The 16,121-nt window shown below is 67.3% G+C and carries 17 protein-coding genes; 10 read left to right on the forward strand and 7 right to left on the reverse strand.

All coding sequences use genetic code 11. The features are described from left to right. Positions 1-26 precede the first annotated feature (26 nt). Complete coding sequence (locus RSO01_RS06405) at positions 27-911, reverse strand: phytanoyl-CoA dioxygenase family protein (RefSeq protein ID WP_147147383.1); 885 nt, start codon at positions 909-911, stop codon at positions 27-29. A gap of 46 nt (positions 912-957) precedes the next feature. Between RSO01_RS06405 and RSO01_RS06410 the strand changes: the two genes are divergently transcribed. Genes RSO01_RS06410 through RSO01_RS06425 form a run of 4 tightly spaced genes read left to right on the forward strand, consistent with a single transcriptional unit; the run spans position 958 to position 3,984 of the window. Beyond that, complete coding sequence (locus RSO01_RS06410; protein ID WP_147147351.1) at positions 958-1,590, forward strand: TIGR02466 family protein; 633 nt, start codon at positions 958-960, stop codon at positions 1,588-1,590. Between the two features lie 11 nt (positions 1,591-1,601). Next, positions 1,602-2,426 carry an amidohydrolase family protein gene (locus RSO01_RS06415; protein WP_147147353.1) on the forward strand — a complete coding sequence of 275 codons (825 nt, stop codon included), beginning with the start codon at positions 1,602-1,604 and terminating at the stop codon, positions 2,424-2,426. Continuing rightward, the gene (locus RSO01_RS06420) at positions 2,423-2,824 is read left to right on the forward strand and encodes a FixH family protein (protein ID WP_147147355.1); all 402 of its coding nucleotides are present in this window, start codon (positions 2,423-2,425) and stop codon (positions 2,822-2,824) included. The genes RSO01_RS06415 and RSO01_RS06420 overlap by 4 nt, the downstream gene beginning before the upstream one ends. Beyond that, entirely contained in the window at positions 2,821-3,984 is a 1,164-nt protein-coding gene (locus RSO01_RS06425) for a cytochrome-c peroxidase (protein ID WP_147147357.1), read from the forward strand. The genes RSO01_RS06420 and RSO01_RS06425 overlap by 4 nt, the downstream gene beginning before the upstream one ends. A gap of 320 nt (positions 3,985-4,304) precedes the next feature. On the opposite strand, the gene ruvX is transcribed toward RSO01_RS06425, so the two are convergent. Further along, the gene (ruvX, locus tag RSO01_RS06430; RefSeq protein ID WP_147147359.1) at positions 4,305-4,778 is read right to left on the reverse strand and encodes a Holliday junction resolvase RuvX; all 474 of its coding nucleotides are present in this window, start codon (positions 4,776-4,778) and stop codon (positions 4,305-4,307) included. A gap of 3 nt (positions 4,779-4,781) precedes the next feature. Next, complete coding sequence (locus RSO01_RS06435) at positions 4,782-5,549, reverse strand: alpha/beta hydrolase (RefSeq protein ID WP_147147361.1); 768 nt, start codon at positions 5,547-5,549, stop codon at positions 4,782-4,784. Between the two features lie 78 nt (positions 5,550-5,627). Here RSO01_RS06435 and RSO01_RS06440 point away from each other — a divergent pair, with 78 nt between their 5' ends. Then, positions 5,628-8,141, forward strand: a complete 2,514-nt coding sequence (locus RSO01_RS06440; protein WP_147147363.1) for a cation:proton antiporter — start codon at positions 5,628-5,630, stop codon at positions 8,139-8,141. A gap of 171 nt (positions 8,142-8,312) precedes the next feature. On the opposite strand, the gene RSO01_RS06445 is transcribed toward RSO01_RS06440, so the two are convergent. Beyond that, positions 8,313-8,984: a DNA alkylation repair protein gene (locus RSO01_RS06445; protein ID WP_170302876.1), complete on the reverse strand. Its 672-nt coding sequence runs from the start codon at positions 8,982-8,984 to the stop codon at positions 8,313-8,315. Between the two features lie 88 nt (positions 8,985-9,072). Between RSO01_RS06445 and gatC the strand changes: the two genes are divergently transcribed. Next, positions 9,073-9,390: an Asp-tRNA(Asn)/Glu-tRNA(Gln) amidotransferase subunit GatC gene (gatC, locus tag RSO01_RS06450; protein ID WP_147147367.1), complete on the forward strand. Its 318-nt coding sequence runs from the start codon at positions 9,073-9,075 to the stop codon at positions 9,388-9,390. 3 nt (positions 9,391-9,393) lie between these two features. Further along, complete coding sequence (gatA, locus tag RSO01_RS06455) at positions 9,394-10,866, forward strand: Asp-tRNA(Asn)/Glu-tRNA(Gln) amidotransferase subunit GatA (RefSeq protein ID WP_147147369.1); 1,473 nt, start codon at positions 9,394-9,396, stop codon at positions 10,864-10,866. Here gatA and RSO01_RS06460 read toward each other — a convergent pair. Further along, positions 10,847-11,248 (reverse strand): phosphoribosyltransferase, encoded by a 402-nt coding sequence (locus tag RSO01_RS06460; protein WP_170302877.1) that lies wholly within the window; start codon positions 11,246-11,248, stop codon positions 10,847-10,849. The two genes, gatA and RSO01_RS06460, sit on opposite strands and share 20 nt — an antisense overlap. A 204-nt stretch (positions 11,249-11,452) precedes the next feature. Here RSO01_RS06460 and RSO01_RS06465 point away from each other — a divergent pair, with 204 nt between their 5' ends. Together RSO01_RS06465 and RSO01_RS06470 are read left to right on the forward strand one after the other, a co-directional pair. Next, positions 11,453-12,064: a LysE family translocator gene (locus RSO01_RS06465; RefSeq protein ID WP_147147373.1), complete on the forward strand. Its 612-nt coding sequence runs from the start codon at positions 11,453-11,455 to the stop codon at positions 12,062-12,064. Between the two features lie 38 nt (positions 12,065-12,102). Continuing rightward, complete coding sequence (locus RSO01_RS06470; protein ID WP_147147375.1) at positions 12,103-13,821, forward strand: N-acyl-D-amino-acid deacylase family protein; 1,719 nt, start codon at positions 12,103-12,105, stop codon at positions 13,819-13,821. Positions 13,822-13,904: 83 nt separating this feature from the next. On the opposite strand, the gene RSO01_RS06475 is transcribed toward RSO01_RS06470, so the two are convergent. Both RSO01_RS06475 and RSO01_RS06480 read right to left on the reverse strand, forming a co-directional pair. Next, a complete protein-coding gene (locus tag RSO01_RS06475) occupies positions 13,905-14,240 on the reverse strand; it encodes a DMT family transporter (RefSeq protein ID WP_147147377.1) in 336 nt (111 codons plus the stop codon). Beyond that, positions 14,237-15,454 carry a cytochrome P450 gene (locus tag RSO01_RS06480; protein ID WP_147147379.1) on the reverse strand — a complete coding sequence of 406 codons (1,218 nt, stop codon included), beginning with the start codon at positions 15,452-15,454 and terminating at the stop codon, positions 14,237-14,239. The genes RSO01_RS06475 and RSO01_RS06480 overlap by 4 nt, the downstream gene beginning before the upstream one ends. 66 nt (positions 15,455-15,520) lie before the next feature. Between RSO01_RS06480 and RSO01_RS06485 the strand changes: the two genes are divergently transcribed. Then, positions 15,521-16,108, forward strand: coding sequence for a TetR/AcrR family transcriptional regulator (locus tag RSO01_RS06485; protein ID WP_147147381.1), 588 nt, complete (start codon positions 15,521-15,523; stop codon positions 16,106-16,108). Positions 16,109-16,121: the final 13 nt, after the last annotated feature.

The raw sequence follows: 16,121 nt of genomic DNA on the forward strand, positions 1-16,121 counted from the left end.
CATGACTTGATTCCTCTCGCCTGAACTCAGGCACGTACGCCTTCCTCGTAAGTTTCGAAGAAGCGGCGGCCCGTCCCGCGCTGGTTCTCGTAGATCGAGCCCTGGTGGTCGGCCGGCGGCAGCGGCATGCGGATGGGGGCGGCGACGACGCGCGGTTCGATGGTCGGCTCGCCCAGCACCATGCGGCTGTTGAACTCCTCGAAGTTGGCCACACCCAACAGCGGCCAGGCGTCGGCGGCCGTGTATTCGTGCAGCAGCAGGCGGCGCTGCCGGTTGGAGCGGTTGAGCGCCGAACCGTGCACCAGCCGCACGTGATGGATGGTCATCGAGCCCGCCGGGCCCGTGAGCGGCACGGCCTTGTCGAAGTCGATGTCGCAGGCATCGGGGTTCATGGCGCCGCAGAAGCGGCCGTCGGCATGATGGTCCCAGGTCGGGCCGTGATGGCTGCCCGGGATCACCATCAGCGCGCCGTTGTCCATGTCGCAGTCGTCGAGATAGATGCCGGTCGCCAGCACGTCGTCGTTGGTGTGGGGATAGAACGCCCAGTCCTGATGCCATTCGACCGGCGAGCCGTAGCCCGCCGACTTCATGTTGAGCTTGCCGCCATGCTGGCGAATGGCGGGGCCCAGCAGCTGCGCCAGGATCGACGTGATCTTGGGATCGCGCGCCAGCGCGTGGAAGAAGGCGTAGCGCTTGAAGATCACGGGCTTCAGCCGGCGCACGCGCGGCAGCGCGGCACTGTGGCTGGCCTCCAGGTCGTAGAGATCGTCGTTCGCCGTAACGCCGCGCGCTTCGGCAACGATGCGGTCGGTGAGGTCGCGCAGCTCGGCGAGCTGCTCGCCCTGGATCAGGCGCGGGATCACCAGATAGCCATCGCGCCTATATGTCTCGATCTGCTGGTCGGTGAGCATGTCGACAACCATAGCACGGTCTGCCGGCTTGGCGGATAATCAAGCGATGGCGATCCATGCCCTTTTCCCGACACTGATCTACCGAGAATCGATCGCCGGGCCGGACCAGCGCCGGCTCAACCAGGATCTGGCCGACGAATGCCGCTCGCTCGCGGTCTCGGACGCGGCCGGCCGGCGCTGGTCGGCCAAACACTACCTTGGCGGCTACACGTCCTACGGCTCGCTCGACCGCCTGCATCTCTTCTCATCGCTGTTCAGCCGCCTGCGGCGGCGCATCGACCCGCACGCAAAGGCCTTCGCCCGCTCGCTGCACTACGATCTTGCCGGCCGATCGTTCGCCATGACCGATTGCTGGGCCAACGTCATGCCGGCGGGCGTGGTGCATTCGCTGCATCTCCATCCCACGTCCTTCATCAGCGGCACCTATTACGTGGAAGTGCCCAAAGGGGCGGGCGCCCTGAAGTTCGAGGACCCGCGGCTCGGCCTGCACATGGCGACGCCGCCGCGCCGGGCTGACGCGCCCAAGAGCTTTCACTCCTTCGTGAGCCTGCCGGCCAAGGCGGGCGATCTGCTGCTGTTCGAGAGCTGGCTGCGCCATGAAGTGCCGCCGGCCCGCTTCTCCGGCGAGCGCATCTCGATTAGCTTCAACTATGGCTGGGCGACAAAGGCCGGCCGCTGATGGGTCCTCACATGCGCGCTCTTCTCGCCTTCGTCAGTCTGCTCGCTGCGGCCGGCACGGCCTCGGCCGACCAGGAATTGCCGATCTTCGACGCTCACATGCACTACAGCCACGACGCCTGGGAGGTCGTGCCGCCCAAGCAGGTGGTCGAGATCCTGAAGAAGGCGGGCGTCAAGCGCGCCATGGTGTCGAGCTCGAACAACGAGGGCACCAAGATGCTGCAGGACGTGGCGCCCTCGGTGATCGTGCCCGAGCTCAGGCCCTATCGCTCGCGCGGCGAGCTGTCGACCTGGGCCAAGGATGCGACGATCATTGGCTTCCTCGAGGACATGCTGTCCAAGCGCAAGTACGTGGCGATCGGCGAGTTCCATATCTACGGCGCCGACGCCGACCTGCCCAACATGCGCAAGGTGGTCGAGCTCGCCAAGAAGTTCGGGCTCTACCTGCATTCGCATTCCGACGCCGACGCCGTCCAGCGCCACTTCCAGCAGGACCCGACGGCGCGCGTGCTGTGGGCGCATTCGGGCTTCGAGCGGCCGGAGAAGGTGCGCGAAATGCTGCGGCGCTATTCGACGCTGTGGTGCGATCTCGCCTTCCTGACCTCGCACGCCTCCAACGGCAAGGTGGCGCCGGGTTGGCGCGAGGCCTTCCTGGAATTCCCCGACCGCTTCGTGGTCGGCACCGATACCTTCACGCCCGAGCGCTGGCACTATGTGGTCGAGCATGCGCGCTGGTCGCGCCAGTGGCTCAGCGATCTGCCGCCGGACGTCGCGCGCAAGATTGCCTACGAGAACGGTGACCGCCTATTCGGTAGCAAGCTCGGCGTCGGCCAATGAGGCTGCTCGCAGCCCTCATCGCGCTGCTGATCACCTTTCCGGCCTGGGCGGATTGCCCGCTCGACCTCGGGCGCGGCACCGGCATCGTGATCTTCTCCAGTCACTATCTCATTGCGTTCCGGCCTGAGCCGTTGCGCATCGAGGTCGGCGAGCCATTCTCGCTGCTGTTCAATGTCTGCACCAAGAACGACAAGCCGGCCGAGCTGGTGGCGATCGACGCCCAGATGCCCGAGCACAAGCACGGCATGAACTACCGGCCAACCATCGTGTCCCTGGGCGACGGCCGCTATCGTGTCGACGGCATGGTGTTTCACATGCCCGGCACCTGGGAGCTCGCCATCGACGTGCGCGCCGGTGAGGAGAGCGAGCGGCTGAGCCATGAGCTCGTCGTGAAGTGAGGCGTTGGCTCTGCGGCGTCGTGTTGATGGCGCTGGCGGCGTCGGCCGTCGCGCAGACGCCGCTGCAATGGTCGGAAGATGAGGTGAGGGCGATTGCCCGCCACGGGCCGTGGCCGCCAACCGCGCCGCGCGATCCGTCCAACCGCGTGGCGGGCTCGGCCAACGCGATCGTGCTGGGCGAGCATCTGTTCAATGAGCCAAGGCTGTCGGCCGACGGCGCCATGAGCTGCGCCACCTGCCATGTCGCCGGCCGCGACTGGGGCGACGGGCGCGCGAAGGCGGTGGGGCGGGCCGAGCTCGACCGGCGTACGCCGTCGCTGTGGAACGTGGGCCTTGCCCATTGGTTCGGCTGGGACGGGGCAGGGGATTCGCTGTGGTCGCAGTCGATCCGGCCGATCCTCGATCCGCGCGAGATGGCGGGCGATGCCGGCCGCGTCGCCGGGCTGCTGCGCGAGGACAAGGCGCTGGCCTGCGGCTACGAACGTGCGTTCGGCCACAAGCCCGGGGGTGACGACGAGAAGCTTCTGGTCGACGCGGCCAAGGCGCTGGCGGCGTTCCAGGCGACGCTGATCAGTCCGCGCACGCCGTTCGATGCTTTCCGCGACGCCGTGGTGGCGGGCGATCGCGAGGCCATGGCGCGTTATCCGTTGGCGGCGCAGCGCGGCTTAAAAATCTTCATCGACGCGAAATGTTCGGCTTGCCATTTCGGGCCGCGCCTCACCAACGGCGAGTTCGGCGATGTCGGGATCCCGTTCTTCACGCGGCCCGGCGAAGTCGACTCGGGGCGGTTGGACGGACTCGGCAAGCTCGCCAACAGCACCTTCAACCTTTTGGGCAAGTACAACGACGATGCCTCGGGGGCCAGCGCCCTGCGCACAAGGCACGTCCAGCGCCTGCACAGCAACTTCGGCGAGTTCCGCGTGCCCAGCCTGCGCCAGTCGGGTTCGGGCCCGTTCATGCACAACGGCCATCTCGCGACGCTGGAGGACGTCGTAAAACACTATTCCGAGGTGAACCCCGAGCGCCTGCACAGTGATGCGATCCCGCTTGTCCGCCCGCTGGCGCTCAGCGCCGACCAGAGCGCCGATCTTGTCGCCTTTCTGCGCACACTCTCGGCCGACGTTCCGAGTCGCCCCGCACCACCACTGCTCTGTCCTTAAGACTGTCATCTCCTCCCCCGTCATACCAGGGCTATCGCATGTGGCCCATTTTGCGGGGCTTGGCGAAAGGTTGGAATCCGCCGAGCTGTGCCAGCGCAATTTCGGAATCCGCCGGCCGCCCTTGGTGCACGATCGGAATCCGAAAACGCCACATGCGATTGCCCTGCCCGTCATACGGGGGAGGGTAGGGAGGGGGAGAGCACCAGTCGGGATCCAACTCATTTCAGATCATGAATCTCCGATCTGAAAATCCGTAGAGTGCCGGTGGGGCCATCCCCCCGTACCCTCCTCCGTATGACGGGGGAGGGACTTGAGTGGGGTCACCTCAACCGCGCCAGCGCGCTCTCCAAGATCCACGCGGCCGCCGCCGCATCCACCCGCTCGGCGCGCTTGGCGCGGCTCATGTCGTAGTCGTCGATCATGCCGCGGGTGACGGCGGCGGTGCTCAGGCGCTCGTCCTGGAAGACGACGGGCAGGGCGGCGAGGGCAGGCGGGCCGTGATTGGCGATGTTGGTCGCGAACTGGCGCACCGACTGGCAGCGCGGGCCCTCGGTGCCGTCCATGTTGAGCGGCAGGCCGATCACCAGCGCCTTGATCTCGTGCTTCTTCGTGAGCTCGGCGAGTGCCGCCAGGTCGACCGCGAGCTTGCCGCGCTTCAACGTCATGAGCGGCGTCGCCAGCATGCGCAGAGCATCCGTGGTGGCGATGCCAATGGTCTTAGTGCCGACATCGAGCGCCATCAGCCGGCCCGCGGGCACCAGCGTCTTCAATTCGGCGAGGTCGACGGCGGCCATCGTTCAGTTCGCCTTGCCGTCGAGCCACGCCGCCGTGTCCTCAGCGATACGCTCCCAGCCCGGCTGTCCCGGCACCCAGTGCCCTTGCCCGGGATATTCCACATAGTCGGCGACGTGGCCGAAGCGCTTGGCCGAGCGACGCACGACATCGGGAGGTGTGAGCCTGTCCTTTTCGGCTGCGACGAACAGCAACGGCACCGTCACCAAGCGCGGATCGACCGTCGTCGTCTTGCTGCCATCAAGCCAGGGTAGGGCGATCTCGAACAACGCGCGGCCCGAATCATGCACGAAGGCGGAATGAAGCTCGGCTCCTTCCTGCGGATCGGTTGTGTTAAAGGTATGCGACAGCGCCTCGGCGAGCGTCGCGCGATGCGGCGTGCGCCACCAGCCCCAATTGAGCTGGATGCGTGCGAACGCCCAGAAATTCGACGGCCTGATGGCGATCACCGCGGCGTCCGGCGCCGGCGTCAGCAGCACACCCGCGCGGGCGAGCCCACGCGCACAGAGCATCAGGGCCAGCAGCCCGCCCATCGAATGGCCGATCACCACTGGCTTGTCGGCCAGGCCCTCGATCGTGTTTGTGAGATCGGCCACATAGTCGCCGAGACTGGTCGTGCCAAGACCGGCCGGCGGCGCCAGCGGCGGGGCGTCGTGATGGCGCAAGGAGGGCGCGATGGTCTGCCAGCCGAGGGTCTCCAGGAACGGGCGCCAGTTCCGCCAGACGTCGGGCGTGCCCCACATGCCATGAATGAAGACTGCCACCTTGGCCATCGTCGAGGTTATAAAACGAGGGGACCGTTCGGTCGACACAGGGTCCAAAGAACAAGAGTTGCGGGGTAGACTCGTCAGGTGACCGATACTTTCTACGCTCTGCTCGCCATCTCCATGGTGCTGGTGGTGGTGAGCCTGCTGGTGCCGGTGGCCGAGCGCTTCCGTTTGCCGCACACCGTGCTGCTGGCCATCGCCGGTATGGGCATGGGCTTCCTGGGCTCGTGGCTGATCAACAGCGGCGTCAGGCTGGGCGCCTTGGGCGACGCCTTCGTCGGCCTCGACAAGCTCGAGGTCGGCGCCGACATGTTCCTGCCGTTGTTCCTGCCGCCCCTGCTGTTCACTGCCGGGCTCAACATCGAAGTGCGACGGCTGATGGACGAGGTCCACGCCGTGCTGCTGCTGGCCATTGTCGCGGTGGTGGTGTGCATCGCCAGCGTCGGCTTCGTCGTGCACTGGGCGACCGGCATGGACCTCATCGTCTGCCTGCTGCTGGGCGCCGTCGTGTCGACCACCGATCCCGCCGCCGTCATCGGCATCTTCCGCGACGTCGGCGCGCCCAAGCGGTTGTCGATCCTGGCCGAGGGCGAATCGCTCCTGAACGACGCCGTCGCCATCGCTGCCTTCGGCCTGTTCATCGGCATCCTGGTGAGCCGGGTCGATCCAAGTGCCGCCATGCCGGGCTCGCCCAGTGGCGTCGTGATCGTCTTCCTGCGCGAATTCGTGGGCGGCCTGGTGCTGGGCTTCGTGCTGGCACGCGCGGCGATGTTCATGTTGCCGCGGCTGGGCGAATCGGATGCGGCCATCGCCTCGATCACGGTGGCGCTCTCCTATGTCTCTTTCGTCGTCGCCGACCGCTACCTGCACGTCTCGGGCGTGGTCTCGACAGTGATGGCGGCGCTGACGGTCGCGGCCTATGGGCCGACGCACCTGCACCCGCATCAATGGGCGTCGCTCAAGCGGCTGTGGGAGCAGCTCGAGTTCTGGGCGAGCTGCCTGATCTTCGTGCTGGCCTCGATGCTGGCGGCCAACGTGCTGCTGCAGATCACCTGGCTCTACTTCCTGGCGGTGGCCGCCGTGGCGATCGCCGCCTTCACGGCGCGCGGCGTGGTCGTGTTCGGCATGCTGCCGGTGCTGGAGAAGGTCAAGCTCGTGAAGCCGGTCGACAATCGATACAAGGCCATCCTGGTGTGGGGCGGCCTGCGTGGCGCCGTCACGATCGTGCTGGCCATGGTGGCGGCCGGCAACGACAAGCTGCCCGAGCACACCCGCGAGTTCATTGCGCTCTCGGCCACGCTGTTCGTGCTGTTCACGCTGTTCGTCAACGCGACGACGCTTGGCCTGTTCATGCATGCGCTGGGCCTCGACAAGCTGTCGCGCCTGGAGCTCGCGCTGCGCGATCGCGTGCTGGCGCTGTCGAAGATCAACGTCGACCGCCATCTGGCGCAGATCATCCGCCGCCGCAACGCCCGCATCGAAGGCCTGGCCGCCGATCCCACGTCGGCCGGCGAGGCCGAGATCGAGGCAGTGCCGGCGGAGCTGGCGCTCGACCTCGAGGAACGCGTCAAGGTCGGCCTGGTGACGCTGTGTTCGCGCGAGAGGGAGCTCTATCTCGAGCAGTTCGAGCAGCAGATCCTGTCGCGCCGCATGGTCGCCGTGCTGACGGCGAGCGCCGACCGGCTGATCGACAATGTGCGCGACAAGGGCGTGGCCGGATACGAGGAATGGCTGGTCGATATCTCGCGGCCCGAGCTGGGCTTCCGCCTGGCCCTCTGGTTGCACCGGCGGCTCGGCCTCGAGCGCATGCTGACCGAGCGCCTGGCCGACCGCTTCGAAACCCTGATGGTGACGCAGAGCGTGCTGACCGAGCTCGCCGCCTTCAACATCAGCTCGGTGGCCGACCTTTTGGGCAGCGACGCCGAAGCCGCGCTCGCCGCCGTGATCGAAAATCGCCAGGAGGCCGTCGAGAGTGCCTTCAAGGCCTTGTCGCTGCAGTATCCCGGTTATGCCGAATCGATCGAGACGCGGCAGCTCGAGCGCGCCGCCATCCGCTTCGAATCGATGGAGTACAATCGCCGTCTGCGCGAAGGCATCATCAGCCGCGAGGTCTACAACGACCTGCGCGGGCAGCTCGCCGAGCGGCGCAGCGCCATCAGCCAGCGGCCGCCGCTCGACCTCGGCCTGGAGCTGGCCAAGATGATCGAGCGCGTGCCGTTGTTCGCCTCGCTCGACCGGCCTGCGGTGGTCGAGCTCAGCAAGCGGCTGCGCGCCGTCGTGGCGCTGCCCGGCGAGAAGATCATCAGCGTCGGCGGGCAACCCGATTCGATGTACTTCATCGCCGCGGGCGACGTGACGGTGATGCTGCCGAACTTCCAGGTCACGTTGAAGGAAGGCGACTTCGTCGGCGAGATGGGCCTGATCAGCGATTCGCCGCGCAGCGCCGACGTGGTGTCGGACGGGTACAGCCATCTGCTGGCGCTCTACCGCAAGGACTTCCGCGCCCTGCTCGACAAGCGCCCAGCCGTGCGCAGCGAGATCGAAGCCATGGCTGCCCGCCGCATTGCCGAGAACGAGGGCAAGGCGGCAGCGTCTTAGTCTTCCGGACCTTCAGGCCCGCTGATGAGCGTCTTCCAGCGAAGCGCGGACCGCGGGCCTCTGGCCCGCTCATGAATCATGAGGCGGGCGAGACGCCCGCGGTCCGCGCTTCGCTGTGTATGACGTTCGCGAGCGGGCCCGGGGGCCCGCGGTCCGGCAAGACGAAACCTGTTACGTCAGGTATTTCGAGGCCTCGCGACGCGCGACGCCCTTCAGCGTGGCGCCGTGTTCGGCGAGGAAGCGGCGGACGCGGGGTGCGTCGCGCTTGGAGAGCTCGCGCAGCCACCAGCCGATCGCCTTCTGGATGAACCACTCGCGGTCGCCGGCGAGGCTCGACGCCCAGCCCAGCATGCGCTCGGGATCGCGGCCGTCGCGCGTCCAGGCGAGGGTGAAGACCAGCGACGCCCGCCGCGTCCAGAGGTGCGGGCTCTGCACCCAGCCTTCGACGACGTCGAGGCGGCTGGGATCGTGCAGCAGGCAGCGTGAGGCGACAGGGGCGAGATTGTCGGCGACGGCCCAGCCGTCGAGATCGGCCATGCGTCCCGTCACGAAGCGCCACAACGGCTCGGTCGGCGGCACGCTCGGCGCCACCAGCAGGCGGCCGGCGACGATCTTCAGGTCCCAGACCGGCTCGCGCCACAGGCGGCGGCTGAGGGTGAGGCGCTGGGCGGCTGGAACGTCCTTCAGGATTTCGCGGATCGCCACGTCCATCTGGGGCAGGGGCACGCCCCAGTGCTGCCAGACCGACTTTTGGTAGCTTTTTTCCTTCTCGGCCCGCGCCGGGCTGCCCATGGTCCGCAGGCGGCGGGTCAGGCTGGCGTAGAGGCGGTCCGTGGCGGTCATGGGCCCCATCGTAGCAAGGCCGCGGTCCGGTTGCTCCTGCGCGGCAAACCGGCTACCAACCGCGCCATTCAAGCGTTTGGAGCTCGGAATGTCGCTCGACAAGGACGCCGTGGCGCGCATTGCGCGTCTGGCCCGCCTGAAAGTGCCCGATGAAGAACTGGCGCCGCTGGCCGGCGAGCTGTCGGGGATTCTTGCCTGGATCGAGCAACTGAACGAGGTCGACACCAAGAACGTCGAGCCGATGTCCTCGGTGTCCGACGTGACGCTGCCTCAGCGCGAAGACAAGGTGACCGATGGTGGCATCGCCGAGAAGATCCTGGCCAACGCGCCGGGCGGCGCCGTCTATATCGAGCAGACCGACAAGAACGCCGGCGGCTTCTTCACGGTCCCCAAGGTGGTGGAGTAGGCGATGGCTGCTCTTACCGACTTGACGCTTACCGCGCTCAAAGCGGCGCTCGACAAAAAGGAAGCAAGCGCTGTCGAGGTTGCCGAAGCGCACCTCAAGAAGCTCGATGAGCATCGCGCGCTCAACGCCTTCATCACCGAGACGCCCGAGCGTGCGCGCGAGATGGCCAAGGCCTCCGACGCGCGCCGCGCCAAGGGCGAGGCCGCGCTGCTGGAAGGCGTGCCGCTTGCCATCAAGGACCTGTTCTGCACCGAGGGCGTGCAGACCACGGCGGGCTCGCACATCCTCGAAGGCTTCGTGCCGCAGTATGAGAGCACGGTGACCGCCAACCTGTGGAAGGCGGGCGCGGTGATGGTCGGCAAGACCAACCTCGACGAGTTCGCCATGGGCTCGTCGAACATGACGAGCTACTTCGGCGGCGTCGAGAACCCGTGGAAGAAGCGCGGCGACAACCGCAAGCTGGTGCCGGGCGGCTCGTCGGGCGGCTCGGCGGCCGTGGTCGCGGCCTACATGGTGCCGGGCAGCACCGGCACCGACACCGGCGGCTCGATCCGACAGCCGGCTGCCTTCTGCGGCATCGTCGGGCTGAAGCCGACCTACGGCCGCTGCTCGCGCTGGGGCGTCGTGGCCTTCGCAAGCTCGCTCGACCAGCCGGGCCCGTTCGCCCGCACGGTCGAGGACAGCGCGCTGCTGCTGCAGGGCATGGCCGGGCACGATCCCAAGGATTCGACGTCGGCGCCGCTTGCCGTGCCGGACTTCGCGGCGGCCGCGCGCAATACCGACATCAAGGGCCTCAAGGTCGGCATTCCCAGGGAGTACCGCGTCGAAGGCACTGCTGCCGAGATCGTGGCGCTGTGGGACAAGGGCATCGAGATGTTGCGGGCGGCCGGCGCCGTGCCGGTCGAGGTCTCGCTGCCACACACCAAGTACGCGCTGCCGGCCTACTACATCGTAGCGCCGGCCGAGTGCTCGTCGAACCTGGCGCGCTACGACGGCGTGCGCTTCGGGCTTCGGGTTCCCGGCAAGGACCTGATCGAGATGTACCAGAACACGCGCGGCGCGGGCTTCGGCAAGGAAGTGCGCCGGCGCATCATGATCGGCACCTACGTGCTGTCGGCGGGCTACTACGACGCCTACTACAAGAAGGCCCAGCAGATCCGCGCCCTGATCGCGCGCGATTTCAAGCAGGCCTTCGAGAAGTGCGACGTGCTGCTGACGCCGACCGCGCCCACGGCCGCCTTCGCCGCCGGCGAGAAGATGGACGATCCGGTGACCATGTACCTCAACGACATGTTCACCATCCCGGCCTCGATGGCGGGCCTGCCTGGCATCTCGGTGCCGGCCGGCGTCGACAAGGATGGCCTGCCGCTCGGCCTGCAGATCATCGGCCGCTCGTTCGATGAGGAAACGATGTTGCGGGCGGCGGCGGCGCTCGAGAAGGCGGCCGCCTTCACCCTCAGGCCGACGGGCTATTGAGCGGTTCGCCCGCCGCGCACATCGGACAGGTGGCGGGCTCCCATAGGTCGTTCGGCAGTCGGGCGATGGCTTCGACAGCAAGCTTGTTGACCGCGAAGTGGGTCAGCGCCGTCTCGCCCAGGATCAGCAAGGCACCGACGGCGATCGGCCGGGCGCCCAGCGCTGTGAGCGCGGCGAAGGTCGCGCGCGTCGCCGAACCGGCATTGATGGCATCGTCAATGATCGCAACGGGGCAGCCGCGCAGGTGATCGTGAAAGGCGTCCGGGATGACGTAGGTCACGCCTCCGGCGTCTGTCCGGCGCTCGGCGAAGGCGAAACGGACATCGAGCTCGGCCGCGACCATTTCGGCAACGAGGGCGCCGCCGACCAGCGGGGCGACCACGGCCTCCACTCCATGCCGGCCCAGTCGCCGCGCCAACTCGCGCGTGAAAGGCAGCAAGGCAGCCGGCCGCAGGAACAGCGCATCGAGATCGAGCCACAGATTGCCGTGATGGCCCGACTCCAGGTGGAAGTGTCCGCGCCTGGCAGAGAGAAGACCGAGAAGCTGCTCTTCCATACGACCGAAAACCTTGGGATGGTCCCGTCCATGTCGCTCGAATTATACGCTGCTTACCTCGTTGCCTGCCTGATTGTCGTGCTCGTCCCCGGCCCGACGGTCACGCTGATCCTTGCCAACAGCATCCGCCACGGCACGCGGGCCGGGCTGCTCAACGTGCTGGGCACGCAGGTCGGCCTTGCCCTGATGATCGGCGTGGTCGGCCTTGGCCTCACCTCGCTGATGGAAGCCGCCGGTCATTGGTTCGACTGGCTGCGGTTGGCGGGTGCCGCTTATCTCATATGGCTCGGCTGGAAGATGATCGGCTCCAGCGGCGGGGCAGACGACGGCGATGCGTCTGCGCCCCCACGTGGCGGCTTCCTCACGCAAGGCGCGCTGGTCGCTCTCAGCAATCCCAAGACGCTCATCTTCTTCGGTGCCTTCTTCCCCCAGTTCATCGATCCCGCACGCGATCACGGCGTGCAGATTTTGATCATGGGTCTGACGGCGATGCTGGTCGCAGCTGTCTCCGACAGCTTCTATGCGTTCGCGGCAGGCCGCGCCGGTCGGGCACTTTCCGCCAAGCGAGTGCGGCTGCTGTCGCGCGTCAGCGGCGGTTTCCTCATAGGTGGTGGCCTCTGGCTGGCGTTCTCCCGCCGCTGACAATCCGGTAAGCTTCTGTTCATACGGGAGAAGGGAACATGGCGAAGCAATTCGATCTGGTCGTCCGAGGCGGCACCGTAGCTGACGGTACTGGTGCATCTCTCCACGAAGCCGATATCGCAGTGAAGGACGGCAAGATCGCCGCCGTCGGCAAGGTCTCGGGCAATGCAGCCGAGGAGATCGACGCCAAGGGGCTGCTCGTCACGCCGGGCTTCGTCGACATCCACACCCATTACGACGGCCAGGCGACCTGGGATTCGCATCTGCAGCCGTCGAGCTGGCATGGCGTCACCACGGCGGTGATGGGCAATTGCGGCGTGGGCTTCGCACCGGTGAAGGTTCAAGACCGCCAACGCCTGATCGAGCTGATGGAAGGCGTCGAGGACATTCCCGGCGCCGCGCTCGACGAGGGGCTGAACTGGTCGTGGGAATCGTTCGGCCAGTACCTCGATGCGCTGGAGGCGCGGCCGCGCGACATGGATCTCGGCGCGCAGCTGCCGCACGGCGCGCTGCGCGTGTTCGTCATGGGCGAGCGTGCCGCGCGCCTGGAAGAGGCGACGGCGGAGGAGGTCGCCGAGATGCGCGCGCTCACGGCCGAGGCCATGCGCGCGGGCGCGCTGGGCTTCTCGACGTCGCGCACTCTCAACCATCGCACCGTTAAGGGCGATCCGACGCCCTCGCTGCGCGCCTCCGAGGCTGAGCTTCTGGGCATCGCGCTCGGCATGAAGGATGCGGGGCAAGGCGTCATCGAATTCATCTCCGACTTCAACACGCCCAATCCCGAGAGCGAGTTCGAGATGATCGACCGGCTGCTCACGGCGTCGGGCCGGCCGTTCTCGGTATCGCTGGCGCAGCGCCATTCCAAGCCCGAGGGCTGGCGGCGCCTGCTCGGCCTGGTCGACGGGCTGGCGGCCAAGGGCCATGCCGCCAAGGCGCAGGTGGCGCCGCGGCCGATCGGCGTGCTGCAGGGCCTGCAGGCGAGCGCCATACCGTTCTCGATGTGCCGCTCCTACAAGGCGATCCGCCACAAGAGCGTCGCCGAGCGGCTCGCAGCCCTGCGCGATCCCGCGTTCCGCGAGAAGCTCCTGGCCGAAGCGCGCGAGCCGTTGCGCTCCGACATGGCCGCGCGGCTCGCCGACTACGACCGCATGTTCCCGCTGGGCGATCCGCCCGACTACGAGCCCGCGCAGGAAAGCTCGTTCGGCGCCCGCGCCCGCCGCGAGAACCGCGATCCGCGCGAGGTGGTGTACGACTACCTGATCGAAGGCGAGGGCAAGAACTTCATCTTCGCGCCCTTCGCGAACTATGCAGCCTACAATCTCGACTGCTGCAGCGAGATGATGCAGAGCCCGCACACCCTGATCGGGCTGGGCGACGGCGGCGCGCATGTCGGCCTGATCTCCGACGGCTCGTTCCCGACGTCGCTGCTGTCGCACTGGGGGCGCGATCGGGCCTCGGGGCGGCTCGACGTGTCGTGGCTGGTCAAGCGCCAGACTTTGGACAATGCCCGCGCCGTCGGACTCGATGACCGTGGCCGGATCGCGGCCGGTTACAAAGCCGATCTCAACGTCATCGACTTCGACAAGCTTCGCGTCGAGGCGCCGGTAATGAAATGGGACCTGCCGGCGGGCGGCAAGCGCCTGCTGCAGAAGGCGCAGGGCTACCGCGCCACCATCGTGTCAGGCGCCGTCACCTATCGCGACGGCGAGGCGACCGGGACGTTGCCCGGCAGACTCGTCCGCGGACCTCAGCGATAGCTGTCACCCCGAGCGCAGCGAGGGGCCTTTACGGCTGCAGGAAAGGTCCCTTGCTGCGCTCGGGATGACACCGGGTGTAGGCCCTACCGCGTGACGAGAATGATGCCCGCCACGACGAGCCCGATGCCGAGCAAGTGAACCGGCGGCAGGCGTTCTTGGAACGCGAACGCCGCCGCCACCGTGATGACGGCAAAACTGGCGCCAGTGAAAACCGGGTAGGCGACGGAGAGCGGGATCGCCTTGATCGAGCGCGCGAACAGAAAGGTGTTGGCGGCGCCCAGCATGAGCCCGACCGCGAAGATCGGCCACCAGATGCGCGGCGCGGCATCGGCGATTGACCTGTAGACAAGGTACGCCGCGACGTTGAAGACCACGGCGCTGCCAAGTTGAACATAGGCCGTAGGCATTGCTTGCCTCATAGCGCGATCGGCAGCGTCTCCAGGCCGCGCAGGGTGAAGGTCGGACGCCGCGTCGGCGGTGCCGCCAGCTCCATCGCCGGGAAGGCCTCGAGCAGGGCCTTGAAGGCTATGTGGCCCTCCATGCGCGCCAACACCGCTCCCAGGCAGTGATGGATGCCGCCGCCGAAGGCGACGTGCTTGCGGGCGTCGCGGGTGACGTCGAGGCGATGCGGGTCGGGGAAGGCCGCGGGATCGCGGTTGGCGGCGCCCAGGATCAGCAGGAGTTCGTCGCCCTTCCTGACCTTTTGGCCGAACAGGTCGAGATCCTCCATGGCGACGCGCTGGTTGATCTGCACCGGCCCGTCGAAGCGCAGGAACTCGTCGACCGCCGAGCCGATCAGCTCGGGTCGTTGTCGCAGCAGGGCGAGCTGGTCGGGGGCACGCAGCAGCGCCAGGGCGCCGTTGCCTATAAGGTTCACCGTCGTCTCGTGGCCGGCCACCAGCAGAAGCTGGGCGAGGGAGACGATCTCGCGCGCCGTGATGCTGTCGCCATCGACGTCGACGGCGGCCAGTGCCGACAGAAGATCGTCGCCCGGCTTGCGGCGCCGCTCGGCCAGAAGGTCGCCGATATAGGTCTGGATATTCCGGCGCGCGTCGACGATCGCGGCTTCGACCTGCGGGCTGCGCAGGATCGAGGGATCGAGCGAGCGGGCGATGCCGCGCGACCAGTCGGTGAAGATCGCCTCGTCGCGCGCCGGCACGCCGAGCAGCGTGCAGATGACGCGTACGGGCAGGGGATAGGCGAAGGCTTCGATCAGGTCGACCGTGCCGCGCTGCGCTGCCATGGCGCCGACCAACTCGTTGGTGATGCCCTCGGTAGCGGCGCGTAGATCTTCGATGCGCCGCGGCGTGAAGGCGCGGGCGACCAGGCCGCGCAGCCTGGTGTGGTCCGGCGGGTCCATGAACAGGAGGCTGCGGGCGCGGTTGGGATCGGGTTCCCGGCCGGCCTTGGTCGTGGCGTGCTGGACCTCGTCGGTCGACAGCCGCGGATGGCGCAGCATCGCCGCCACCTCGGCGTGACCGAGCGCGAACCAGATCGTGTCGGCGACGCGCAGGAGCGGCGCGGTCCCGCGGAAGCGTTCGTAGAACGGGTAGGGATCCTCGCGGAAGGCAGGCTTCATCGCCTCGAGGAAGAAATTGTCGGCCATGGTCGGCGCGGTTGCGGATTGGCTCATGACGGGCCCCTTGTGCAACTCGATACAATATTGTATTGAATTGCAAATGTGATAGATTTCCCGCGAATGTCAAGAGTAAGAACCCGACCGACTCGCGAGGAAACGCGGGAAAAGCTGTTCCAGGCCGCCGCCGAGGTGTTCGAGGAGCAGGGCATCGGTGCTGCCAGCATCGAGGCGATCGCGGCTGCCGCCGGGCTGACGCGCGGCGCCTTCTATTCCAATTTCGCCGACAAGGACGAGCTGATCATCGCCATGCTGGAGGATCACGTCGATCGCTCCATCCAGCATCATCGCGAGCTTCTGGCCCAGCATCGCACGCCGGAGGATTTCATCGCGGCGCTCGGCGCCTCGGACCGCAACCGCCGCGATCCGCTGGGGCGCGCGCCGTTGCTGCACATCGAGCTGATCCTGTTTGCCGCGCGTTCCGAGCGCCGCCGGCCCGAGCTCGCCAAGCGTCTGCGCGCCCGCCGCGCGCTGGTCGCGGAGATCCTGAGCGGCATCGGCTTCACCGATCCCGAGCAGGGCAGCGCCATGCTGCTGGCGCTCGAGGACGGGTTCAGGCTGCATCGCCTGATCGATCCGGCGTCGACGCCGGCCGACAGCTTCGTGCGCTCGATCGGCGAGCTGCAGAAGCTCAGGGCGGCGAAGAACTAGTAGCTCTGCACAG

The sequence above is a fragment of the Reyranella soli genome (genome assembly GCF_007992495.1).
GTDB classification, from domain to species: Bacteria; Pseudomonadota; Alphaproteobacteria; order Reyranellales; family Reyranellaceae; genus Reyranella; species Reyranella soli.

Coding starts and splice junctions, on each gene's coding strand:
- RSO01_RS06445 (WP_170302876.1), bottom strand. CDS start 8,984: ATGACCGCCACGGACCGCCTCTACGCCAGCCTGACCCGCCGCCTGCGG.
- gatC (WP_147147367.1), top strand. CDS start 9,073: ATGTCGCTCGACAAGGACGCCGTGGCGCGCATTGCGCGTCTGGCCCGC.
- RSO01_RS06435 (WP_147147361.1), bottom strand. CDS start 5,549: ATGGCCAAGGTGGCAGTCTTCATTCATGGCATGTGGGGCACGCCCGAC.
- RSO01_RS06415 (WP_147147353.1), top strand. CDS start 1,602: ATGCGCGCTCTTCTCGCCTTCGTCAGTCTGCTCGCTGCGGCCGGCACG.
- RSO01_RS06465 (WP_147147373.1), top strand. CDS start 11,453: ATGTCGCTCGAATTATACGCTGCTTACCTCGTTGCCTGCCTGATTGTC.
- RSO01_RS06420 (WP_147147355.1), top strand. CDS start 2,423: ATGAGGCTGCTCGCAGCCCTCATCGCGCTGCTGATCACCTTTCCGGCC.
- RSO01_RS06480 (WP_147147379.1), bottom strand. CDS start 15,454: ATGAGCCAATCCGCAACCGCGCCGACCATGGCCGACAATTTCTTCCTC.
- gatA (WP_147147369.1), top strand. CDS start 9,394: ATGGCTGCTCTTACCGACTTGACGCTTACCGCGCTCAAAGCGGCGCTC.
- RSO01_RS06470 (WP_147147375.1), top strand. CDS start 12,103: ATGGCGAAGCAATTCGATCTGGTCGTCCGAGGCGGCACCGTAGCTGAC.
- RSO01_RS06485 (WP_147147381.1), top strand. CDS start 15,521: ATGTCAAGAGTAAGAACCCGACCGACTCGCGAGGAAACGCGGGAAAAG.
- RSO01_RS06475 (WP_147147377.1), bottom strand. CDS start 14,240: ATGAGGCAAGCAATGCCTACGGCCTATGTTCAACTTGGCAGCGCCGTG.
- RSO01_RS06410 (WP_147147351.1), top strand. CDS start 958: ATGGCGATCCATGCCCTTTTCCCGACACTGATCTACCGAGAATCGATC.
- ruvX (WP_147147359.1), bottom strand. CDS start 4,778: ATGGCCGCCGTCGACCTCGCCGAATTGAAGACGCTGGTGCCCGCGGGC.
- RSO01_RS06405 (WP_147147383.1), bottom strand. CDS start 911: ATGCTCACCGACCAGCAGATCGAGACATATAGGCGCGATGGCTATCTG.